At 71.9% G+C, this 22,317-nt stretch carries 17 protein-coding genes; 9 read left to right on the top strand and 8 right to left on the bottom strand.

The window, feature by feature from the left end:
- Positions 1-549: 549 nt before the first annotated feature.
- From glmS to AB0I49_RS11930, 3 genes are all read right to left on the bottom strand, one after another.
- Positions 550-2,370, bottom strand: a complete 1,821-nt coding sequence (gene glmS, locus AB0I49_RS11940) for a glutamine--fructose-6-phosphate transaminase (isomerizing) (protein WP_363226770.1) — start codon at positions 2,368-2,370, stop codon at positions 550-552.
- A 94-nt stretch (positions 2,371-2,464) separates the two neighbouring features.
- A complete protein-coding gene (locus AB0I49_RS11935) occupies positions 2,465-2,740 on the bottom strand; it encodes a hypothetical protein (protein WP_030875438.1) in 276 nt (91 codons plus the stop codon).
- A gap of 131 nt (positions 2,741-2,871) precedes the next feature.
- A complete protein-coding gene (locus AB0I49_RS11930) occupies positions 2,872-3,822 on the bottom strand; it encodes a DUF4429 domain-containing protein (RefSeq protein ID WP_363226769.1) in 951 nt (316 codons plus the stop codon).
- A 222-nt stretch (positions 3,823-4,044) separates the two neighbouring features.
- Between AB0I49_RS11930 and AB0I49_RS11925 the strand changes: the two genes are divergently transcribed.
- A complete protein-coding gene (locus AB0I49_RS11925) occupies positions 4,045-5,718 on the top strand; it encodes a beta-N-acetylhexosaminidase (RefSeq protein ID WP_363226990.1) in 1,674 nt (557 codons plus the stop codon).
- A 63-nt stretch (positions 5,719-5,781) separates the two neighbouring features.
- Here AB0I49_RS11925 and AB0I49_RS11920 read toward each other — a convergent pair whose 3' ends face one another.
- From AB0I49_RS11920 to AB0I49_RS11905, 4 genes are read right to left on the bottom strand one after another with little or no spacing between them, the layout of a single operon-like run.
- Positions 5,782-6,948 carry an acyl-CoA dehydrogenase family protein gene (locus AB0I49_RS11920; protein WP_363226768.1) on the bottom strand — a complete coding sequence of 389 codons (1,167 nt, stop codon included), beginning with the start codon at positions 6,946-6,948 and terminating at the stop codon, positions 5,782-5,784.
- A gap of 5 nt (positions 6,949-6,953) precedes the next feature.
- The gene (locus tag AB0I49_RS11915; RefSeq protein ID WP_363226767.1) at positions 6,954-7,958 is read right to left on the bottom strand and encodes a hydroxymethylglutaryl-CoA lyase; all 1,005 of its coding nucleotides are present in this window, start codon (positions 7,956-7,958) and stop codon (positions 6,954-6,956) included.
- Positions 7,955-10,141, bottom strand: coding sequence for a biotin carboxylase N-terminal domain-containing protein (locus AB0I49_RS11910; protein WP_363226989.1), 2,187 nt, complete (start codon positions 10,139-10,141; stop codon positions 7,955-7,957). The genes AB0I49_RS11915 and AB0I49_RS11910 overlap by 4 nt, the downstream gene beginning before the upstream one ends.
- A gap of 13 nt (positions 10,142-10,154) precedes the next feature.
- A complete protein-coding gene (locus AB0I49_RS11905) occupies positions 10,155-11,822 on the bottom strand; it encodes a carboxyl transferase domain-containing protein (RefSeq protein ID WP_363226766.1) in 1,668 nt (555 codons plus the stop codon).
- Positions 11,823-11,922: 100 nt separating this feature from the next.
- Here AB0I49_RS11905 and AB0I49_RS11900 point away from each other — a divergent pair, with 100 nt between their 5' ends.
- From AB0I49_RS11900 to AB0I49_RS11890, 3 genes are all read left to right on the top strand, one after another.
- Positions 11,923-12,516 carry a TetR/AcrR family transcriptional regulator gene (locus AB0I49_RS11900; RefSeq protein ID WP_363226765.1) on the top strand — a complete coding sequence of 198 codons (594 nt, stop codon included), beginning with the start codon at positions 11,923-11,925 and terminating at the stop codon, positions 12,514-12,516.
- A 154-nt stretch (positions 12,517-12,670) separates the two neighbouring features.
- Positions 12,671-13,828: an acyl-CoA dehydrogenase family protein gene (locus AB0I49_RS11895; protein ID WP_363226764.1), complete on the top strand. Its 1,158-nt coding sequence runs from the start codon at positions 12,671-12,673 to the stop codon at positions 13,826-13,828.
- Between the two features lie 103 nt (positions 13,829-13,931).
- A complete protein-coding gene (locus AB0I49_RS11890) occupies positions 13,932-14,822 on the top strand; it encodes an acyl-CoA thioesterase II (protein ID WP_363226763.1) in 891 nt (296 codons plus the stop codon).
- Between the two features lie 78 nt (positions 14,823-14,900).
- Here AB0I49_RS11890 and AB0I49_RS11885 read toward each other — a convergent pair whose 3' ends face one another.
- On the bottom strand, positions 14,901-15,680 hold the full coding sequence (locus AB0I49_RS11885) for a phosphatase (protein WP_363226762.1): 780 nt from the start codon (positions 15,678-15,680) through the stop codon (positions 14,901-14,903).
- Between the two features lie 231 nt (positions 15,681-15,911).
- On the opposite strand from AB0I49_RS11885, the gene speB reads away from it, so the two are divergent.
- The 5 genes from speB to AB0I49_RS11860 all read left to right on the top strand — a co-directional run bounded on the left by speB (position 15,912) and on the right by AB0I49_RS11860 (position 22,161).
- Complete coding sequence (gene speB, locus AB0I49_RS11880; protein WP_363130817.1) at positions 15,912-16,883, top strand: agmatinase; 972 nt, start codon at positions 15,912-15,914, stop codon at positions 16,881-16,883.
- Positions 16,884-16,961: 78 nt separating this feature from the next.
- Positions 16,962-18,221, top strand: a complete 1,260-nt coding sequence (locus AB0I49_RS11875) for an AAA family ATPase (protein WP_363226761.1) — start codon at positions 16,962-16,964, stop codon at positions 18,219-18,221.
- 68 nt (positions 18,222-18,289) lie between these two features.
- Positions 18,290-18,898: an RloB family protein gene (locus AB0I49_RS11870; RefSeq protein ID WP_363226760.1), complete on the top strand. Its 609-nt coding sequence runs from the start codon at positions 18,290-18,292 to the stop codon at positions 18,896-18,898.
- 109 nt (positions 18,899-19,007) lie between these two features.
- Positions 19,008-21,779: a discoidin domain-containing protein gene (locus AB0I49_RS11865; protein WP_363226758.1), complete on the top strand. Its 2,772-nt coding sequence runs from the start codon at positions 19,008-19,010 to the stop codon at positions 21,777-21,779.
- A gap of 52 nt (positions 21,780-21,831) precedes the next feature.
- Positions 21,832-22,161, top strand: a complete 330-nt coding sequence (locus AB0I49_RS11860; protein WP_363226757.1) for a helix-turn-helix transcriptional regulator — start codon at positions 21,832-21,834, stop codon at positions 22,159-22,161.
- The last annotated feature ends 156 nt before the right edge of the window (positions 22,162-22,317 follow it).

The following is a 22,317-nucleotide window of genomic DNA, read 5'->3' as shown; positions in this document are numbered from 1 at the left end:
TCGTCGTGGGGCTCCGTAAGGGGGCATTCGACGGCTTCGCCGCCCGTGCTCGTACGGGGCATGGGTACGGGGCATGGGTACGGGCCAGGGGGCGCCCCCACCACCCCTCCGTCCGGCCCGCGTCCCGTAGGGGGCGTGACTCCGCGCGCGGCGGCCCCTCTCGAAGTGCGCCCGAAGCGCGCCCGCGTGCGACGGCGGGCTCCACTACCCCGTACGCGACCCAGCCACAAGAAACGCCGATGATTATCGGTCGAGTTGACTTCGGTCCGTCGCAAACAGTCGATAAATCTACCCATGCGTAGGGGTGGAATGCGTACGGGTAGGGGGTAGACCTCGAACACGGCTTGCCGTCGGCCGGGAGGTGACGGTTCCCGGGACGGCAGTCGCCGGTGCGAGGGCGGCATCGGCGCAGGGGAGGCGGCCCCTCCGCGCGCGTGGTGGCACGCGCGGAGGGGTAGCCCCTCGACCGGCCCCCCGTGGCCGGCCCGCTCTCGTCCCCGCCCCCGCCGAGGCGGCTCTCCCGCTCCCGGCCCAGTCGGTCGGCAGCGGCTATTCGACCGTCACGGACTTCGCGAGGTTGCGCGGCTTGTCGATGTCCCGGCCCAGCGCCAACGCCGTGTGGTAGGCGAGGAGTTGCAGCGGGATGCCCATCAGGATCGGGTCCAGCTCGTCCTCGTTCTTCGGCACCACGATCGTGTGGTCGGCCTTCGCCTGCTCCTGGTGCGCGACCGCGAGGATCCTGCCGCTGCGGGCCTTGATCTCCTCCAGCGCCGCGCGGTTCTTCTCCAGCAGGTCGTCGTCCGGGACGATCGCGACCGTCGGCATCGCGGGCTCGATGAGCGCGAGCGGACCGTGCTTCAGCTCGGAGGCCGGGTACGCCTCGGCGTGGATGTAGCTGATCTCCTTGAGCTTCAGCGACGCCTCCAGGGCGGCGGGGTAGCCCCGCACCCGGCCGATGAACATCATCGACTGGGCGTTCGCGTACTCGGCCGCGAGCTTCGCGATGTGCTCCTCGTCGCGCAGGATCTCGGCGATCTGCTCGGGCAGCTTGCGCAGGCCCGCGATGATCCGCTTGCCGTCGGCGACGGACAGGTCGCGGATGCGGCCGAGGTGCAGCGCGAGCAGGGCGAAGGCGACCACCGTGTTGGTGAAGCACTTGGTGGAGACGACGCAGACCTCGGGGCCCGCGTGCACGTATACGCCGCCGTCGGTCTCGCGGGCGATCGCCGAGCCGACCACGTTCACCACGCCGAGGACGCGGGCGCCCTTGCGCTTGAGTTCCTGCACGGCGGCGAGGGCGTCGTACGTCTCGCCGGACTGCGACACCGCGATGTAGAGGGTGTCGGGGTCCACGACCGGGTTGCGGTAACGGAACTCGGAGGCGGGCTCCGCGTCCGCGGGGATGCGCGCCAGCTCCTCGATCATCTGGGCGCCGATCAGCCCCGCGTGGTAGGAGGTGCCGCAGCCGAGGATCTTCACCCGGCGCACCGCGCGCGCCTCGCGGGCGTCGAGGTTGAGGCCGCCGAGGTGCACGGTGGAGAAGCGGTCGTCGATACGGCCGCGCAGTACGCGGTCCACCGCGTCGACCTGCTCGGTGATCTCCTTGTGCATGTACGTGTCGTGGCCGCCCATGTCGTACGACTCGGCCTCCCACTCCACGGTGGTCGGCTGGGCGGAGGTGGTCGAGCCCTCGGTGGTGTACGTGCGGTAGTCGTCGGCCTTCAGGGTGGCCATCTCGCCGTCGTCGAGGGTGACGACCTGGCGCGTGTGGCTGACGAGCGCGGCGACGTCCGAGGAGACGAACATCTCCTTCTCGCCGATGCCCAGCACCACGGGGGAGCCGTTGCGGGCGACGACGATGCGGTCCGGGAAGTCCGCGTGCAGCACGGCGATCCCGTACGTGCCCTCGACCAGCCGGAGCGCCTCGCGGACCTTCTCCTCCAGGGTGGGGGCCTGGGAGCGGCCGACGAGGTGGGCGAGCACCTCGGTGTCGGTGTCGGAGAGGAACCCGACGCCCTCGGCGCTCAGCTTGGCGCGCAGGTCGGAGGCGTTGTCGATGATGCCGTTGTGGACGACGGCGACCTTCTCCTCGGCGTCCAGGTGCGGGTGCGCGTTGACGTCGTTGGGCGCGCCATGGGTGGCCCAGCGGGTGTGCGCGATGCCGGTGGTGCCCGCGAACCGCTTGGGCAGCCGCGCCTCCAGGTCGCGGACGCGCCCCTTGGCCTTCGCGGACTTCAGCCCGCCGGTCTTGCCGCTCGCGTGCAGGGCGATGCCCGCGGAGTCGTAGCCCCGGTACTCCAGCCGCTGCAAGCCCTCCAGCAGCAGTGGTGCGACGTCACGCCTGCCGATGTATCCGACGATCCCGCACATAGTGTTCTGGCCCTCCCAGGGTCGGTGGTCGTGGGTGCCGAGCCGCTGCCCGGCCGGGGCCGCGCGACGGTGCGGTCGGGGCCCGGCGGGCGGCTCAGCCGTAGACGATGCGGCGCAGCTGCCGCAGCGAGAGTTCCGGCGGCGCCACCGCGCGGTGCGGCAGCTCGGCCGCGATCCGCTCGAAGATGTCCGGGTTGGTCAGCCCGCCGGACTGCAGCTCCCGGTGGCGGCGGCGTACGAATTCCTCGGCCGTCTCGTCGAAGTACGCGAGCACGTCCAGCACCACCCGGGCGGCCTCCCCGCGCTGCAAGGGGGTGCTGCGCACCAGGTGGTCGACGAGGTCGTCATGGGACGTACGGCGTTCGAGCACCCGTTGATACTGATGATTTATGGGGCCGATAGCAAGAATCCTGCCCGATATCGGGCAGGATTCTCGATAGAAGGGCGGAGGGGAGCTTCAGAGGTGCTTCAGAAGTGCCCCCAACGGGCTCCCGAAGCGCTTCAGAAGCGTTTCAGCACCGCCTGTTTGGCGGCCGCGAACTCCTCGGCCGTCAGTATCCCCTCCCGGTGCAGCTCGCCCAGCTCCCGGAGCCTGCGCAGCAGCGTGTCGTGATCGTTCCCGTCGCCGCCCGGCTGTCCGCCGTCGCCCTCGCCCCCGCCCCCGTTCATGCTCCCGCCCGCGCTCCCGCCGATCGCGACTCCGGGCGCGGTGTCGGCGGGCTTGTCCAGAGCAACGGGGGCCTGGTCCGCGCCGGAAGGATGCGGCATACGGGCCGTCACCGCCGCCGCGATCAGCGCCATCAAGGGGTCCTTCTTGAAGCCGTACAGCTCGACGGCGTACGGGTCGTACTTGGGCGGGGCCTGAGTGGACGTGTTCGCCAGGACGAAGCGGAGGTAACCGTGCTCCAGTCCCACGGACGGCTGCCACACCACCGACTCCACATCCGACACCGAGAACAGGCGGGTTCCGGCGGACTTCTTGGCTTCCTCCGTCTTCCAGTTCCACTCCAGGCGCACCTGCTCCCCGTCGAAGGCGGCGACGCCGTCTCCGGCCCCCACCGACAAGGGCACCGCGGGGCCCGGCAGCAGATAGCGGTCGCAGGGACCGCTGTCGATCTGGTCCAGCAGCAGCGCGTTGCGCACCTCGGCGACGAAGTACTCCGCCGCCCCCGTACGGTCCGGCTCGACCGAGAGCTGGTACGGATCGGCCGCGTCCGGCAGCTGCCCCCGCAGGACCTGGAGCAGCGGATCGGCGCCCTCGCGCAGCCGTAGCCGCAGCCGTCCGCTCTTGCGTCCCGTTTCGAAGGCGACCCCCGCCACCGCGGCGAGCGGCACCGCCAGCTCGCCCAGTGTCCGGCGCATGAGGTGCACCCCGCGTTCGCGGCCCGGCACGATGCGCACCGTCTCGCCGTCGAAGGTCCACACGCCGTCCTTCTGCATGATTTCCGCCATGAAACGAATTCTTCCAGGGGAAAGCGGCTGGTGCGGGCCCCGTCTTGACCGTGCGCGGGGCAGTTGGTACCCAGGTGAACGTTCGTGCGCGCCACTATCCGTACACAGCCCGTGAAGGGACTTCCTGTGAGACGCAGCGCCCGGCACCACCCCCGCACCCGCCCCGCCGGCTCCCTGCCCCGGCTGCTCTTCTCCCTGCTGCTGGTCGTCACCGCCGGAGCCATGGCGACCGGAACGGGCAGCGCCGCCGAGCCCCCCGGCCGTACGCCCGGCGAGCCCCGCGACCGTACGCCCGCCGCCACCCCGCTCGACCGCGTCATCCCCGCGCCCGCGTCCGTACGACCGCACGGCCGCTCGTACGAACTCGGCGCCGGGACCCGCGTGCGGGTGCCCGCCGGTTCGCGCGAGGCCCAGCGGGTCGGCGACTATCTGGCGGACCTGCTGCGCCCCGCCACCGGGTACGCCCTGCCCGTCACCACGCGCGGCGGCGACGACGGCATCCGGCTGCGGCTCGCCGACGAAGCCGACGAATCCGCTGGAGCCGACGAAACCGCTGGAGTCGATGAAACCGCTGGAGCCGGTGAAGGCGATGAGAGCCGTGACGGGGGCGCGAACGGCGGGACGCGCGGGCTCGGCGCGGAGGGGTACCGGCTCTCGGTCACCCACCGCTCCGTCACCATCAGCGCCCGCACGGCCGCCGGGCTCTTCCACGGGGTGCAGACCCTGCGGCAGCTGCTGCCCGCCGACATCGAGAAGAACAGCCGGCAAGCCGGGCCGTGGCCGGTCGCCGGGGGCGCCATCGTCGACGTGCCGCGCTACGCGTACCGCGGCGGAATGCTCGACGTCGGCCGGCACTTCTTCACCGTCGACCAGGTCAAGCGCTATATCGACCAGCTGGCGCTCTACAAGATCAACAAGCTGCATCTGCACCTCTCCGAGGACCAGGGGTGGCGGATCGCCATCGACTCCTGGCCCCGGCTGGCCACGTACGGCGGCAGCACCCAGGTCGGCGGCGGGCCGGGCGGCTACTACACCAAGGACGACTACCGGGAGATCACCCGCTACGCGCAGAGCCGCTATCTGACCGTGATCCCCGAGATCGACCTGCCCAGCCACACCAACGCGGCGCTCGCCTCGTACGCGCAGCTCAACTGCGACGGCGTCGCGCCGCCGCTGTACACCGGCACGGAAGTCGGCTTCAGCACGCTGTGCGCGCGGAAGCAGATCACGTACGACTTCCTGGACGACGTGATCCGCGAACTGGCGGCCCTGACGCCCGGCCCGTATCTGCACATCGGCGGCGACGAGGCGTACTCCACGCACCACGAGGACTACGTGACGATCATGGACAAGGCGCAGCCGATCGTCGCCAAATACGGGAAGACGGTGGTCGGCTGGCACCAGCTGACCGGCGCGCATCTGGTCAAGGGCGCGGTCGCCCAGTACTGGGGCTACGACAAGACGCCTCCCGCGGAGCGGGCCCAGGTCGCCGAGGCCGCGAAGAGGGGCGCCGGCGTGATCCTGTCGCCCGCGGACCGGTCCTTCCTCGATATGAAGTACACGAAGGACACTCCGCTCGGTCTGCACTGGGCCGGGCTCGTCGAGGTGAAGCGGGCCTACGACTGGAACCCGGGCGCCTATCTGGCGGGCGTGCCGGAGTCGTCGGTCCTGGGCGTCGAGGCGGCGCTGTGGACGGAGACCCTCGCCACGACCCGGGAGCTCGACTTCATGGCGTTCCCGCGGCTGCCGGGCATCGCCGAACTCGGCTGGTCCCCGGCGAGCACGCACGACTGGGACGCGTACCGCGTACGGCTGGCCGCGCAGGCCGAGCGCTGGGACGCGCTGGGCTTCGACTACTACCGCACGCCGCAGGTGGACTGGCCCTCGGCGCGGTAGCGGAGCCGGCTGTCGCGCGCCGGGCGGGCCGTCGTCCACTAACGCCCGCCCGGCGTCCGGGGGTCAGCCGGCCAGGCCCAACTCGCGGGCGATGAGCATGCGCTGGACCTCGCTGGTGCCCTCGCCGATCTCCAGGATCTTGGAGTCGCGCCACATCCGGGCCACCGGGTACTCGTTCATGAAGCCGTACCCGCCGTGGATCTGCGTGGCCTCGCGCGCGTTCGTCACGGCGATCTCCGAGGAGTAGAGCTTCGCGAGCGCCGCCTCCTTCTTGAACGGCTCGCCGTGCAGCAGCCGGGAGGCGGCGTCGCGCCAGGCGATACGGGCCGTGTGGGCCCGCATGTCCATGTCCGCGATCTTGAACTGGATGGCCTGGTTCGCCCCGATCGGCTTCCCGAACGCCTGGCGCGTGTTGGCGTACTTCACCGACTCGTCCACACAGCCCTGGGCCAGCCCGGTCGCGAGCGCGGAGATCGCGATCCGGCCCTCGTCGAGGATGCGCAGGAACTGCGCGTACCCCCGCCCCTCCTCGCCCAGCAGATTGGCCGCCGGGACGCGGACGTCGGAGAAGGACAGCTCACGGGTGTCCGACGCGTTCCACCCGACCTTGGAGTACGCGGGCGCGACGGTGAAGCCCGGGGTGCCGGACGGCACGATGACCGTGGAGATCCGCGGGCGGCCGTCCTCCTTGCGCCCCGTTACGGCGGTGACCGTGACCAGACCGGTGATGTCCGTGCCGGAGTTGGTGATGAAGCACTTGGCGCCGTTGATCACCCATTCGTCCGTGGCCTCGTCGAGTCGGGCGGTGGTGCGGGTGCCGCCCGCGTCCGAACCGCACTCCGGCTCGGTCAGGCCGAACGCGCCCAGCACCTCGCCCGCGCACATCCGCGGCAGCCACTCCCGCTTCTGCTCCTCGGTGCCGAAGCGGAAGATCGGCATCGCGCCGAGCGAGACGCCCGCCTCCAGCGTGATCGCCACGGAGGAGTCCACGCGGGCCAGCTCTTCGAGGGCGATGCCGAGCGCGAGGTAGTCGCCGCCCATGCCGCCGTACTCCTCCGGGAAGGGCAGCCCGAACAGCCCCATGCGCCCCATCTCGCGGACGATCTCGTACGGGAACTCATGCCGCTCGTAGAAGTCGCCGATCTTCGGCGCGACGACGTCATGGGCGAACGCCTCCACCGTGCGGCGGAGTTCTTCGTGCTCGGAGCTGAGTCGGTGGTCGATCGGCATCGTTTTCACTGCTCCTTGTGGGAGAGGGCGCGTACGGTGCGGGACGGGCTGGGGCGTCCCAGATGGGCGGCCATCCACACGCTGGTGGCGGTGAGCAGGCCGAGATCGACTCCGGTTTCGATGCCGAGGCCGTGGAGCATCCACACGAGGTCTTCGGTGGCGAGGTTGCCGGTGGCGCTCTTCGCGTACGGGCAGCCGCCGAGGCCGCCCGCCGACGCGTCGACCACGGCGATGCCGTGCCGCAGCGCCTCGAAGGTGTTGGCGAGGGCCTGGCCGTACGTGTCGTGGAAGTGCACGGCAAGCCGGTCCGCCCCGGTCCCGGCCTCGCCCAGGGCGGTCAGCAGCGCGCCGACGTGGCCGGGGGTGGCCACGCCGATCGTGTCGCCGAGGCTCAGCTCGTCGCACCCGAGGTCGAGGAGCGCGCGGCTGACGCGCACGACCTGGCCGACGGGGACCGGGCCCTCCCAGGGGTCGCCGAAGCACATGGAGAGGTAGCCGCGGACCCGGACGCCGGCGTCCTTGGCCTTGGCGACGACGGGCGCGAACATGGCCAGCGACTCGTCCACCGTGCGGTTGAGGTTCGCTTTGGCGAAGGACTCGGTCGCGCTGCCGAACACGGCGATCTCCCGCACGCCGAGCGCCAGGGCGCGGTCCAGCCCGCGTTCGTTCGGCACGAGGACCGGGAGCCGGACGTCCGCGCCGATGGGGGCCGCGGGGTTGACGAGGGCTGCCGGGCCGGTGGTGTCGGCGGGGGCGCTCAGCAGCCCCATCAGCTGCTCGGCGTCGGCGAGTTGGGGCACCCACTTGGGGTGCACGAAGCTGGTCGCCTCGATGGTCGTCAGCCCCGCCGCGGCGAGCCGGCGGATGAACTCCGCCTTCACCTCGACGGGCACCACCGCCCGCTCGTTCTGGAGCCCGTCCCTGGCGCCCACCTCGTGGATGCGGACGCGGGCGGGCAGGCGGTCGGCCGGCACGGTCATCGGCAGCCCGGTGGGCGGTTGGTCGGTCATGATTCCTCCCGCGGTGTCACTACGGCGAGCACCTGGTCCATGGCGACCGTGCTGCCCGCCGTCACCTCCAGCTCCGTGACCCTCCCGTCGTGCGGGGCGGCGATCACGTGCTCCATCTTCATCGCCTCCACGACCAACAGGCTCTGCCCGGCGGTCACTTCGTCGCCCACCGCCGCCTTGACGACGGTCACCGTGCCGGGCATCGGCGCGGTGAGCGCCCCGGCGTGCGCGCCCGCCGCCGCGCCGCGCGCCTCGACGGGGTCGTGGTCCAGTACGTGCCAGGCGTCGCCGTCCCGCCCCAGCCAGGCGCCCTCCGGGCTGGGGGTGTGGGTGAAGGCGTGGGTGACGGTCGCGTACTCGACGGTGACGCGACGGGCGCCGGCGGCCGCTCCCGCCTCGTCGTGTCCGGACGCGGAGGACGGGCCCGCGCCGTCCCGCGCGGTCAGCCGCGCGGCGACCGGGGCCCCGGCATCATCGGTCCCGGCGGCGTCGGTCCCGGTGGGCCGGGCCGCCGCGCCGCCGTCTCCCGGCGCAGTGCGCGCGGTCTCCGCCGTCTCCGGGGCACCGATCAGGACGTCCGCCCCGTCGGCGAGCCCCCGCACCCGGACCGCGACCGGGGCGTGGCCCGGAACGCGCAGATGGTGCACGGTCCACGCGGCCTCGCCGCCGAGCCGCCAGCCGCTCGGCACGGAGAAGGGATCCGTCCACTGGGAGGGCCGGTCACCGTCCCCGGCCCCCGTTCCGCCTTCGGGCCGCAGTGCGGCCTGGCGCAGCAGCGCCGCCGTCGCGTACACCTCGTCCGGCACGCCGCGCGGCACCAGCGTGTGCGCGTCCCGGTCGACCAGGCCCGTGTCCATCGTGCCCGCGGCCACCTCGGGGTGGGCGAGGAGCCTGCGCAGGAAGCCGGTGTTCGTGTCGACGCCGAGGATCGTCGTCTCGGCCAGGGCGGCGCGCAGCCGGCGCAGCGCGGTGGGGCGGTCGGGGCCGTACGCGATGACCTTGGCGAGCATCGGGTCGTACGCCGTGCCGACCTCGGTGCCCCGCGCGAGGCCGGAGTCCACGCGCACATCGTCCCGACGGGGCTCGGACAGCGCCCGTACGGTCCCCGCCGAGGGCAGGAAGGCCACCTGGCCGTCGTCGGCGCGGGCGGTCTCCGCGCAGATACGGGCCTCCACCGCGTGGCCGGTGAGGGTGATGTCCCGCTGCCCGAAGGGCAGCCGCTCGCCGGCGGCGACCCGCAACTGCCACTCCACCAGGTCGAGGCCGGTGATCAGCTCCGTGACGGGGTGCTCGACCTGGAGGCGGGTGTTCATCTCCATGAAGAAGTACGAGGCGGGGTCGTCGCCCGGCACGATGAACTCGACGGTGCCCGCGCCCGTATAGCCGCAGGAGCGGGCCGCCGAGGCCGCGGCCTCGCCCATCGCGGCGCGGGTGGCCTCGTCCAGCAGCGGGGACGGCGCCTCCTCGATGATCTTCTGGTGGCGGCGCTGCAGGGAGCACTCGCGCTCGCCGAGGTGGACCACGTTGCCATGGCCGTCCGCCAGGACCTGGATCTCGATATGGCGGGGCCGCTCGACCCACCGCTCCACCAGGAGCGTGTCGTCGCCGAAGGCGCCGCGCGCCACCCGCCGGGCGGCGGCGATCTCCTCGGCCAGCGCCGCTTCGTCGCGGACCAGCACCATGCCCTTGCCGCCGCCGCCCGCCGAGGGCTTGAGCAGCACGGGCATGCCGATCTCGCGGGCGGCGGCGGCCAGCTCGGCGTCGCCGAGGCCGCTGCCGGAGGAGCCGGGGACGACGGGCACGCCGGCCGCCCGCACGGTCTCCTTGGCGCGGATCTTGTCGCCCATCAGCTCGATGGCGTCGGCGGGCGGGCCGATGAAGACGAGCCCGGCGTCCGCGCAGGCGCGGGTGAAGGCGGCGTTCTCCGCGAGGAAGCCGTAGCCGGGGTGGACGGCCTGGGCGCCGGAACGGGCGGCGGCCGCCAGCAGCCGCTCGATGGACAGATAGCTCTCGGCGGCGGCCGCCGGGCCGATCCGCACGGCGGTGTCGGCCTCCCGCACATGCCGGGCGTCCGCGTCCGCGTCGCTGAAGACGGCGACCGAGCGGACGCCCTGGGCGCGCAGCGTGCGGATGACGCGGACCGCGATCTCGCCGCGGTTGGCCACCAGGACGGTGTCGAACATGCTCATCCCCCCATCACATCCGGAAGACGCCGTAGCCCGGCGCCGCGCTGTCCCGCTGGGGGAGTGGCGCGTTGGCGCAGGCGGTGAGGGCGAGCCCCAGCACCTGCCGGGTCTCCAACGGGTCGATGACCCCGTCGTCCCACAGCCGCGCCGTCGCGTAGTAGGCGTTGCCCTGGGTCTCGTACTGCTCGCGGACCGGGGCCTTGAAGGACTCCTCGTCCTCGGCGCTCCACTCCTCGCCGCGCGCTTCGAGCTGGTCGCGCTTGACGGTCGCGAGGACGGAGGCGGCCTGCTCGCCGCCCATCACCGAGATCTTCGCGTTCGGCCACATCCACAGGAAGCGCGGCGAATACGCGCGCCCGCACATGGAGTAGTTGCCCGCCCCGTAGGAACCGCCGACCACGACCGTCAGCTTCGGCACGCGCGTGCAGGCGACGGCCGTGACCATCTTCGCGCCGTGCTTGGCGATGCCGCCCGCCTCGTAACTGCGGCCGACCATGAAGCCGGAGATGTTCTGGAGGAAGACCAGAGGGATGCCGCGCTGGTCGCACAGCTCGATGAAGTGCGCGCCCTTCTGGGCGGATTCGGCGAAGAGGATGCCGTTGTTGGCGACGATGCCGACCGGGTGGCCGTGGATGTGCGCGAAGCCCGTGACGAGCGTCTGCCCGAACTCGGCCTTGAACTCCGCGAACCGGGAGCCGTCCACCACCCGCGCGATCACCTCCCGCACGTCGTACGGCGTGCGGGAGTCGACCGGGACCGCCCCGCGCAGCCCCGCCGGGTCGGCCTTCGGCTCCTCCACGGGCCGCACGGTCCACGGCAGCGCCCCGCGCGCGGGCAGGGTGGAGACGATGGTCCGTACGATCCGCAGGGCGTGCGCGTCGTCCTCGGCGAGGTGGTCGGTGACGCCCGAGATCTTGGAGTGCACCTCCCCGCCGCCCAGCTCCTCGGCGGTGACGACCTCGCCCGTGGCGGCCTTCACCAGCGGCGGGCCGCCCAGGAAGATCGTGCCCTGACCGCGCACGATGACGGCCTCGTCGCTCATGGCCGGCACATACGCGCCGCCCGCCGTGCAGGAGCCGAGGACCGCCGCGATCTGCGGGATGCCGGCGCCGGACATCCGCGCCTGGTTGTAGAAGATCCGCCCGAAGTGCTCGCGGTCGGGGAAGACCTCGTCCTGCATGGGCAGGAACGCGCCGCCGGAGTCCACGAGATACACGCAGGGCAGCCGGTTCTCCAGCGCGATCTCCTGGGCCCGCAGGTGCTTCTTGACGGTCATCGGGTAATACGTGCCGCCCTTGACGGTGGCGTCGTTGGCGACGACCACCACCTCGCGGCCGGCCACCCGCCCGATGCCGGAGATCACCCCGGCGGCCGGGGCCGCGCCGTCGTACATCCCGTCGGCGGCCAGCGGCGCCAGCTCCAGGAAGGGGGAGCCGGGGTCGAGCAGCGCGTCCACCCGCTCGCGCGGCAGCAGCTTGCCGCGCGCGGTGTGCCGGGCGCGGGCCCGCTCGCCGCCGCCCAGCCGCGCGGCGGCCAGCTTCTCCGCGAGGCGGTCCGAGAGCTCGCGGTGCGCGGTCTCATTGGCCCGCCAGGCGTCGGACGCCGGGTCGGCCGAGCTGGTCAGCACCGGCGCCTCGGCCAAGGGTGCGGGGTCGGCCCCCGGCGGGGATGCGGTCATCCGGACGAGCTCCCTTGCTCGGTGATGATCTTAGTTAGTGGTCGTTAACGCACTGTGTCCAGGTTAACGACCACTAACGCCGCTGTCTACAATTGATTTCATGACGACGCACGCCGCCGCCCCCACCCGCCGCGACCAGATCCTGAAGGAGGCCGCACGCCTCTTCGCCGAGCGCGGCTTCCACGGCGTCGGGGTCGACGAGATAGGGGCGGCGGTCGGCATCAGCGGCCCCGGCCTCTACCGCCACTTCGCCGGCAAGGACGCCATGCTGGCCGAGCTGCTCGTCGGCATCAGCGGACGGCTCTACGCCGGGGGGCGCAAGCACGTGGAAGCCGCCGCGGGGGACCCGGCGGCGCTGCTGGACCTGCTCATCGACGGGCACATCGAATTCGCCCTGGACGACCGCGACCTGATCATCCTCCACGATCGCGAGCTGGACCGGCTGCGGGACAGCGACCGCAAGCTGGTGCGCCAGCTCCAGCGGCAGTACGTCGAGCTGTGGGTCGACGCCGTGCGCGAGCTGCACCCGCAGGCCCCCGAGCCGCAGGTGCGCACCGCCGTGCACGCCGTCTTCGGCCTGCTCAACTCCACCCCGCACCTCAGCCGCCGGGCCTCGACGCCCGGCCGCGCCTCCATGGCCGCGCTGCTGCGCCGCCTGGCGCACGGGGCGCTCGCGGCCGTGACGCCGTACTGATCCGCGGCTGGTCTCCGCGGTCGCCGAGCCCGTTTCCGGGTGCTCTTTCACCCCTGGACGTTTCAATGACCGGCGGGTAGCTTTTTCTGAGCAAGCGCTTAGCCACTCCTGGCCGGCGCTCCGGGCCCAGTAAGCCGATCCAGGGAGGCGTGCAGTGCGTCGCACGGTGTTCAACGAGGACCACGAGGCGTTCCGCCAGACCATCCGCGACTTCATCGCCGCCGAGGTCGTGCCCCACTACGACGAGTGGCGGGAGGCCGGCTGCGTCCCGCGCGACCTGTACAAGAAACTCGGCGAACTGGGCATCTTCGGCATCGAGGTCCCCGAGGAATACGGCGGCGCGGGCGAGACCAGCTTCAAGTTCAGCGCGGTCATCTCCGAGGAGTGCGCCCGTGCGGGCGTCAGCTTCGGCGGCTCCAGCGTGCACTCCGCGCTCTGCCTCCCGTACCTCCTCAAGTACGGCACCGAGGAGCAGAAGCGGCGCTGGCTGCCCCCCTTCGTCTCCGGCGACATGATGACCGCCATCGCCATGACCGAGCCGGGCACCGGCTCCGACTTGGCCGGCATGAAGACCACCGCCAAGCTCTCCGAGGACGGCACGCACTACGTCCTCAACGGCGCGAAGACGTTCATCACCGGCGGCGTGCTGGCCGACCGGGTGCTGGTCTGCGCCCGTACCGCCCCGCCCACCCCCGAGGACCGGCGCGGCGGCATCTCCATCCTCGTCGTCGACACCTCCTCCGAGGGGTACGCGGTCGGCCGCAAGCTGGAGAAGCTGGGCCTGAAGACCTCCGACACCGCCGAGCTGTCCTTCACCGACGTCAAGGTCCCGGTCGAGGACCTGCTCGGCGAGGAGGGCAAGGCGTTCGGCTACCTCGGCCAGAACCTGCCGCAGGAGCGGCTGAGCATCGCGGTGGGCGCGTACGCGCAGGCCGCGGCGGCCGTCGCGTTCGCCAAGGAGTACGTCGAGGACCGCACCGTCTTCGGCAAGTCGGTCGCGTCCTTCCAGAACACCAAGTTCGTCCTCGCCGACTGCAAGTCCGAGGTCGACGCGATGCAGGCCGTCGTGGACCGCGCCCTGGAGGCGCACGACGCGGGCGAGCTGACCCCGGCGGACGCGGCGTCGGCGAAGCTCTTCACCACCGAGCGCGCCGCCGTCGTCATCGACAAGTGCCTCCAACTGCACGGCGGCTACGGCTACATGATGGAGTACCCCATCGCCCGGCTGTACGCGGACACCCGCGTCAGCCGCATCTACGGCGGCACCAGCGAGGTCATGCGCTCCATCATCGCCAAGTCGATGGGGCTGTAGGGGCCTTCGCAGGTCTTTCGCAGGGCCTTCGCAGGGCCTTCGGGCCGCACCGCCGGGCGGCCCCGCCCGGCGGTCCCATGGCACGTCAACGGATACTCCAATGATGAACGAAGCACTGGAGTCCCTGCTCGATCTGCTCGACCTGGAGCGGATCGAGCAGGACATCTTCCGCGGCCTCAGCCGCCGCTCCGTGGTGCCGCGCGTCTTCGGCGGCCAGGTAGCGGCACAGGCACTGGTCGCCGCGGGCCGCACGGTCCCGGACGACCGCGCGGTCCACTCACTGCACGCGTACTTCCTGCGCGCCGGTGACCCCGGCGCCCCCATCGTCTACACCGTCGACCGCATACGCGACGGCCGCTCCTTCACCACCCGAAGGGTGGTGGCGGTGCAGCATGGGCAGCCGATCTTCCACCTCTCCGCGTCGTTCCAGGCGTACGAGGAGGGGATGGAGCACCAGGAGCCGATGCCGAAGGCGCCCGACCCGCTCACCCTGCCGACGGCCGCCGAGATGCTGCCGCGGTACGCGGGCGGGGCCCTCAGCGAGGAGGCCGTCGCGTACCTCCTGGAGGCGCGGGCGGCCGTGGACCTGCGGTACGTGGACGCGCCGCCGTTCGCCGGCGTGGGCGAGCCGCGTGAGCCGAAGTCGCAGGTTTGGTTCCGTACGAACGGCAAACTGGACGGCGCCATCGACCAGCCCCTGCTCCACGTCTGTCTGGTCACCTACGTCTCCGACATGACGCTCCTCGACTCCGTGCTGCTCGCCCACGGGCGGGGCGGCTGGGTCGTCGGCGACGTCGTCGGGGCCAGCCTCGACCACGCGATGTGGTTCCACCGCCCCCTCCGGGCCGACGAGTGGCTGCTATACGACCAGGAGAGCCCCACGGCCCAGGGCGGCCGGGGGCTCGGCAAGGGCAGCATCTACACGGCGGACGGGCGGCTGGCCGTTTCGGTCATCCAGGAGGGCGTGGTGCGTGTTCCTCGCGGCCGGGGGTAGGGAGTGCTCTGGAGAGGGCGCAGAAACGATTCGCCCGACCGGTGCGGTACGCCCCCGGAGCAGCCGCTCACGGCCGGATCAGGACAGCCCCGCCGCGTGCAGCAGATACGCCGTCATCGGGTCGTAGAACCGCGGGCTGGTGACGTGGTCGTCGAGCGGCACCGTCACCTGGAGCGTGCCCTCCGCCTCGCCGAGGAAGAGCGCGGGGTCGTTGCAGTCCGCGTAGCCCACCGCGTCGATGCCGCGCTGGCCCGCGCAGCCCGCCCAGCCGTGGTCGGCGACCACGAGGTCGGGCAGCGGCCGGCCCTCGCGGGCGAGGCCGTCGAGGATGGCGGCCATCGGCTCGGGGGAGTGCGTGTGCCACAGCGTCGCGCCGCGCTCCAGCATCGCCACGTCCGCGAACTGGAACACGAAGCCCTCGTCCGCCTGCAGCCCCTCCGGGATCACCACGATCTCGCAGCCCGCGGCGCGCAGCGCGGCGGCCGTCGCCCGGTGGACGTCCAGCAGTCCGCCCGGGTGACCGGTCGCGAACAGCACCCGCTTGCGGTCCTCGGCGGCCTTGGCCAGCACGACCGCGGCGCGGTCCAGGGCGGCGACCGTCAGCTCCGGGTCGATGGTGTCCTGACCGGAACGGTGGCTCAGGTCGTCGCTGACGCCGCACCGCTCCGCCATCACGGCCAGCACGTCCTGCTCGTCGCTCCAGCGGTCGCCCAGCTCCAGCCCCAGCCAGTAATGGCGGTCGCCGCCTGCGAGCTTGCGGTAGTGGTCGAGGTTGTTCTCCCGGGGGGTCGCGACATCGCCCGCGATGCGCGTACGGACGAGGTGGTCGATCAGTTCGCTGCGGCTGGGTATCGGCATGGGACCCATTGTCCCCCGTACCGGTTTCAGCTGGACGTGATGTCCATATGGGGCGGCCGGACCCACGGATACGTACATGTGCGGAATCCGTGGCGCTGCCTACGCTCGGTACGTTCCAGGCAGCGTTTTCCAGGCAGCCGCACCGTCGCGCGGGCTCGCACCGCCCCGGCCCGCCGAGCCCGACCGTCTCGACCGTCTCGACCGACCCGACCCCGTACGAGAGGCCATCGCATGACCAGCCCCGCCCCCCGTGTCCCTCGCGGCCCCGTCGACTCCTCCCGCGTCCCGCGCTACGCCGGGCCCGCGACCTTCGCCCGGCTGCCCCGCCTGGACGAGGTCGGCAGCGCCGACGTCGCCGTGGTCGGCGTGCCCTTCGACACCGGCGTCTCCTACCGGCCCGGAGCGCGGTTCGGCGGCAACGCCATCCGCGAGGCGTCGCGGCTGCTGCGCCCGTACAACCCGGCCCAGGACGCCTCCCCCTTCGCCCTCGCGCAGGTCGCGGACGCCGGGGACATCGCCGCCAACCCCTTCAACATCGAAGAGGCCGTCGAGTCGATCCAGGCGGCCGCCGACGACCTCCTGGACACCGGGGCCCGGCTGATGACCCTGGGGGGCGACCACACCATCGCGCTTCCCCTTCTGCGCTCGATGGCCCGTAAACACGGTCCGGTCGCCCTTCTGCACTTCGACGCGCACCTCGACACCTGGGACACCTACTTCGGCGCCGAATACACCCACGGCACGCCCTTCCGGCGGGCCGTGGAGGAGGGCATCCTCGACACCTCGGCCCTCTCCCACGTCGGCACGCGCGGCCCGCTGTACGGCAAGAAGGACCTCGACGACGACGAGAAGATGGGCTTCGGCATCGTGACGTCGGCGGACGTCATGCGGCGCGGCGTCGACGAGGTCGCCGACCAGCTCCGCCAGCGCATCGGCGATCGCCCGCTGTACATCTCCATCGACATCGACGTCCTCGACCCGGCCCACGCCCCCGGCACCGGCACCCCCGAGGCGGGCGGCCTCACCTCGCGCGAGCTCCTGGAGATCCTGCGCGGCCTCTCCGACTGCCACCTCGTCTCGGCCGACCTGGTCGAGGTCGCCCCCGCCTACGACCACGCCGAGATCACCTCCGTGGCCGCGTCCCACACGGCGTACGAGCTGACGACGCTGATGTCCCGGCAGATCGCGGAGGCGCGGGCGTAGGGCCTCAATGCCGCGGCCGCTCCGCGGAGGGCGACTGTCAGAGCCTGCGGCTACTGTGTGCCGCGTGAGGTGGACAGCATGCTGCTGAGGTTCCGGGTCGCGAATGCGCGGTCCCTGCGCGAGGAGCAGGAGCTGTCGTTCGTCGTGCCGTCGGGGGAGGACGCGTCGGGCACGCGCGAGGTGACGTTGGCCGACGGCCCCCTCCGGGTGTTTCCGCTCATCGGGATCTTCGGCGCGAACGCGTCCGGCAAGTCCAATGTGCTGACGTCGATGACTCGGATGCGCGAAGCGGTGCTCGACTCGTACGCCAAGTGGGCGTCTTACGAGGGAACGCCGAGGGAGGTGTTCGCCCTCGATCCGCGGAGCGAGGGCGAGCCGTCCTTCTTCGAGGTGGACGTCGCCATTGACGGGGTGCGCTGGACGTACGGATTCGAGCTGGGTCCGGAGCGCGTGGAAGCCGAGTGGGTGCACAGCTATCCGCGCGGCAGACGGCAGGAGTGGCTGGACCGGGACGCCTCCCGGAACGAGCCCTACCGATGGCCCGGCAACAGGGTCAAGGACCGTGCCCAACTGGCCCGGCGCACCCGCCCCAACGCCCTGCTGCTCTCGACGGCCGGCACGGACAACCACCCCCAGCTGTCCCCGCTCTTCCACTGGTTCCGACGCAATCTCCGGGAGATCGGCCCGGAGACCGAGCGGGCGCAGCGCGAGGAGTTCACCGCCCAGCAGCTCACCGGGAAGCAAGGGGAACGGATCAGAGAGCTGTTGCGCGTCGCCGACCTCGGAATCACCGGGGCCGAGGTCCAGCCGGGCGACGGCGGGGCCGCTTCGGTCCGGCTGACGCACCGGGCGGCGGACGGCGAGGTGCCGTTCGACTGGGCGCTGGAGTCCTTCGGCACCCGTTCGTGGTTCGCGCTGCTCGGGCCGATGCTGCTGGCCCTGGACAGGGGCGCGGTACTCCTCATCGACGAACTGGACGCCAGCCTTCACTCGCGTTTCGCCGCCGAGGTCATCCGAATCTTCCAGGACCCGGACTCCAACCCCCGTGACGCCCAGCTCGTGTTCACCTCCCACGACGCGACCGCCCTCAGCAGCCCCAGCGGTGAGCGGCTGCTGGAGCCGGCCCAAGCCTGGCTGACGGAGAAGGACGAGACCGGGGCGACCGAGCTGTATCCGCTCAGCGCCGCCTCACCGGGCGCGCAGGAAGACCTGATGACGTCCTACCTGGCGGGGGTGTTCGGCGGCGTTCCCGCCCTCCTGGAGGGGCAGATCGCCCGTCGGCTGATGACCGACGGGCGCGGAAGCGGCAGCGGGCCGGGGAAGCGGAGGCCGGCCTGATGGCACGTACAAGGGGGAAGGCGGACTTCTCGTCGTCCAGGCCCTCTCGTGGCAAGCGCAGCAGAGCCGTGTACGTCTTCACCGAAGGCAAGGTGACGGAGCCGGAATACATCAGGTTCGTCTGGAAGCAGGGCGTTCCCAAGGACCCGGCGCTCACGGTCGAGGTGCATATCGCCAACGCCAAGGACGACGGCTCGCGCAGAATGCCGCTCGACCTGGTGGACCGGGCCGTCGCCCTCCAGAGGGAAAAGGCGAGGGAGGACAAGAAGGCCGAACTGCCGTCCAGCCTCCGGACGCAGGTCTGGTGCCTTTTCGACCACGACAATCACCCTGGCGTCGATACGGCTCTGGCACGCGCGGAGAGCCACGGCCTTCCGGTCGCGTTCTCGCATCCGTGTTTCGAGCTCTGGCGTGTCCTGCATCTGAAGGCGGCGAGCGGGAGCTTCGGCGGCGTGTGCGGCCTGGCGGAGCAGAGGCTGCCCGCCGCCTGGCACAAGGCGTCCGGCGGGATCAAGGCCGTGCTGCCGGAGCACGTCAGGGGACGCTACGAGGACGCCAAGGGGCGCGCCCTCAAGGTGAACGCCGAGCATCCTGACCGTGTGCCGCGCCACAAGCGGGACCCTTACACAGACGTGTACGAATTCGTCGAGAACGGGCTGGGAATCGCCACGTACTGACCGAAGTGCTCTGTAGGGATCAGTGAGGCTTCCGGCCGGGGCCTCCGCCATCCTGATTCATTTCTTCACATCAATGCGAGCTGCGTTGACCTGAAGCGTTTACAACTTTATGTTCGCTGCGGTGACGACCCCCTCACGCGCCACCCGACTGATCGCCCCTCTCCTCGCGGGCGTTCTCGTGGCCGCGCTCCCTCCGGCGGCCTCCGCCGCTACGGCCGGCCCGGCCGTGTCCGCTCGCACCGCCACTGCCGCCGCCACCGCCGCCACTCCGCAGGCCGACCCCTGGAAGCTGACTGCCACTCATATCGACCCGGAGGACAGTCATCACGCCTATGTCGGCAACGGCTACCTCGGTCAGCGCGTGCCGCCTGCCGGGGTCGGGTACGCGGCGGGGGGCGGGAAGACCGGGTGGCCGTTGTTCACTCCGCGGTATGACGGTTCGTTCGTGGCCGGGTTGTATGCGCACAATCGGGCGACCACCGAGAACCGGCAGGTCATCGCGGCCATTCCGACCTGGACGCCGCTCACTGTCAGGACCGGCGGGGAGCGGGGGGAGACGTTCGCCTCCGGTACGCCCGTCAGGCGGATCTCTCATTACCGGCAGGATCTCGATCTGCGGCGCGGGGTGGTCACCACCTCGCTGACCTGGACCGCGGGCGACGGGCGGGCCACGGATCTGGTGTACGACGTCGTCGCGGACCGGAGTGACCCGCACGTGGGGGCCGTTCGGCTGCGGATGGTCCCGCACTGGAGCGGGGAGGCGACCGTCGCCGATGTCATCGACGGGCGCGGGGCGCGGCGGATCGCGCAGACCGGCGGCGGGGACCGTTCCGGGGGCGGTCGCCGGACCGGGGAGCGGCGGTCCATGGCCGTGACGTTCCGTACGGACGGAACGCGCACCGAGGGGGCCGTCGCCTCCACCCTGCGGGCGGGCCCGGAAGTCCGTACAACAAGTGAACGAAATGCTGGTCGGGCACGCAATTTGACGGTGCGTCAGGACAGTGCCTTTCCCGTGCGCGACGGGCACGGCTACGAGTTCGTGAAATACGTCGGCGTCGACACCGCCCTCACCTCGCGCGACCCCGAGCGCGCCGCCCTCGACGCCTCCCGGCGCGCCGCCGGCCGCGGCTGGCACGCGCTGTTCGCGCGCCATGAGGCAGCCTGGCGCGAACTGTGGCGCGGCGACATCGAGGTGGCGGGGGAGCCCGTGCTCCAGTCGTGGGTGCGCTCCGCCGCGTACGGGCTGCTCGCCAGTACGCGGGCCGGGGCGGCCGACAGCATCGCCCCCGCCGGGCTGTCCAGCGACAACTACGGCGGGCTGGTCTTCTGGGACGCCGAGACCTGGATGTACCCCGCCCTGCTGGCAGCCCACCCCGAACTCGCCAAGTCCGTCGTCGACTACCGCTACCGCACCCGCGCCGGCGCCCGTGCCAACGCGGCGAAGCTCGGCTACCCCGGTCTCTTCTACCCCTGGACCAGCGGCAGCCGCGGCGGCCTGTGGACCGAGTGCCACAGCTGGGATCCGCCGCACTGCCGCACCCAGAACCACCTCCAGAGCGATATCGCCCTCGCCGCCTGGCAGTACTACCTCGCCACCAAGGACACCCGCTGGCTGCGCGAGCGCGGCTGGCCCGTGATCGAGGGCGTCGCGAAGTTCTGGGCCGCCCGCGCCACGCGCAATGCGGACGGCACGTACTCCATCAAGGACGTCGCGGGCCCCGACGAGTACAGCAACGGCGTCGACGACGGCGTCTTCACCAACGCGGGCGCGGCCACCACCCTGCGCACCGCCACCCGCGCCGCCGCGCTCCTCGGCCGGCGCGCCCCCGCGAGCTGGAACGCCATCGCCGGCAAGCTGCGCATCCCCTACGACGCGAAGAAGCAGGTCTTCCAGCAGTACGACGGCTACCGCGGCTCCGTCATCAAGCAGGCGGACACCGTGCTGCTGATGTATCCGCTGGAGTGGCCCATGACCAAGCGGGCCGCGGCCGCCACCCTCGACTACTACGCCGCCCGCACCGACCCCGACGGCCCCGCCATGACCGACTCGGTGCACGCCGTCGACGCCGCCGCGATCGGCGAACCCGGCTGCTCGACGTACACCTACCTGAGGCGTTCCATCGAGCCGTTCGTACGCGGCCCCTTCCAGCTGTTCTCCGAGGCGCGCGGCGAGAAGGCGGGCGCGTCCGACCCGCTGTCCGGCGCACCGGCCCAGGACTTCACCACAGGCAAGGGCGGCTTCCTCCAGGTCTTCACGCACGGCCTGACCGGGCAGCGCCCGCGCGAGGACCGGCTGCACCTCGACCCGATGCTGCCGCCGCAGCTCGCCCGCGGCGTCACCCTGCGCGGGCAGCGCTGGCAGGGCCGTACGTACGACATCGCGCTCGGCGCGCACCGCACGACCGTGACCCTGACCCGCGGCGCGCCCTTCGAGATCGAGAGCCCGCAGGGCACGCGGTCCGTACGGGCCGGGGCCCCCGCGGTGCTGGAGACCCGGCGGCCGGACCTCGCGCCGACCCGCAACGCGGCCAGGTGCCATACGGCTTCGGCGACTTCGGAGCAGCCGGGGCAGTACGCGACCGCCGCCCTCGACGGCAACCCGGCCACGGCCTGGGTCCCGAACGGCGCGAACGGCACTCTCACCGCCGACCTAGGCCGCCCCGTGCGCCTCTCGGCGATCACGCCGCGCTGGACGGCCGTACGGCCCGCCTCGTACGAGATCCGCACCTCGCCGGACGGGCGGCACTGGAACGGGGTCCGGCGGGGCTCGGGCACCGGTCCCGTCCGCTATGTCGCGGTGACCGTCCGCTCCTCGGACCCCAAGAAGGCTGCGGGGATCGCCGAGCTGGAGGCCGAGAAGCGGGAGGGGATGGGGGAGTAGGGTTCTCCACCAGGCTTTGCCCAATTCTTATACCGGTATTAGTATCACAGTCATGGTACGCACCCCTCTCACCGAGCTTGAGCGTGAACGCGGCCGTCACCTCGGCGTCCTGCTCCGGCAGGCCCGCGGCGAGCGCAGCATGGCCGAGGTCGCCGCCCTCGCCGGAATCTCCGCCGAGACCCTTCGCAAGATCGAGACCGGCCGGGCGCCGACCCCCGCCTTCTTCACCATCACGGCGCTGGCCGGCGCGCTCGGGCTGCGCCTGGACGAGCTCGCGGTGGAGTGCGCGCTGCGGTGCGCCGCCGGTGCGCTTCCAGAGGCGCCGGAGCCGTCCGGCGTGCCCGGCCTGGCCGGAGCCGTGGGCGGGCCGGTCGCCGCCTGAGCGCCCCGCCCTCCCGCAGAAGCCCCCGACCGATCATGCCCCTCGCGCCGTACGCGAGGGCTCCCCGGCGTCCGATCACCGTGTCGACTTGTCGTCATACACCGCCACAGATTGTTGCCGCAGGATGAAATCCGCACGCCAGGGTGTTGCAGCCTT

This window comes from Streptomyces sp. NPDC050617 (assembly GCF_040654795.1).
Taxonomy (GTDB): domain Bacteria; phylum Actinomycetota; class Actinomycetes; order Streptomycetales; family Streptomycetaceae; genus Streptomyces.
This window is presented reverse-complemented; position numbering and strand designations above follow the sequence as displayed.

Coding starts and splice junctions, on each gene's coding strand:
- glmS (WP_363226770.1), bottom strand. CDS start 2,370: ATGTGCGGGATCGTCGGATACATCGGCAGGCGTGACGTCGCACCACTG.
- AB0I49_RS11930 (WP_363226769.1), bottom strand. CDS start 3,822: ATGGCGGAAATCATGCAGAAGGACGGCGTGTGGACCTTCGACGGCGAG.
- AB0I49_RS11925 (WP_363226990.1), top strand. CDS start 4,045: ATGGCGACCGGAACGGGCAGCGCCGCCGAGCCCCCCGGCCGTACGCCC.
- AB0I49_RS11920 (WP_363226768.1), bottom strand. CDS start 6,948: ATGCCGATCGACCACCGACTCAGCTCCGAGCACGAAGAACTCCGCCGC.
- AB0I49_RS11915 (WP_363226767.1), bottom strand. CDS start 7,958: ATGACCGACCAACCGCCCACCGGGCTGCCGATGACCGTGCCGGCCGAC.
- AB0I49_RS11910 (WP_363226989.1), bottom strand. CDS start 10,141: ATGTTCGACACCGTCCTGGTGGCCAACCGCGGCGAGATCGCGGTCCGC.
- AB0I49_RS11905 (WP_363226766.1), bottom strand. CDS start 11,822: ATGACCGCATCCCCGCCGGGGGCCGACCCCGCACCCTTGGCCGAGGCG.
- AB0I49_RS11900 (WP_363226765.1), top strand. CDS start 11,923: ATGACGACGCACGCCGCCGCCCCCACCCGCCGCGACCAGATCCTGAAG.
- AB0I49_RS11890 (WP_363226763.1), top strand. CDS start 13,932: ATGAACGAAGCACTGGAGTCCCTGCTCGATCTGCTCGACCTGGAGCGG.
- AB0I49_RS11885 (WP_363226762.1), bottom strand. CDS start 15,680: ATGCCGATACCCAGCCGCAGCGAACTGATCGACCACCTCGTCCGTACG.
- speB (WP_363130817.1), top strand. CDS start 15,912: ATGACCAGCCCCGCCCCCCGTGTCCCTCGCGGCCCCGTCGACTCCTCC.
- AB0I49_RS11875 (WP_363226761.1), top strand. CDS start 16,962: ATGCTGCTGAGGTTCCGGGTCGCGAATGCGCGGTCCCTGCGCGAGGAG.
- AB0I49_RS11865 (WP_363226758.1), top strand. CDS start 19,008: ATGTTCGCTGCGGTGACGACCCCCTCACGCGCCACCCGACTGATCGCC.
- AB0I49_RS11860 (WP_363226757.1), top strand. CDS start 21,832: ATGGTACGCACCCCTCTCACCGAGCTTGAGCGTGAACGCGGCCGTCAC.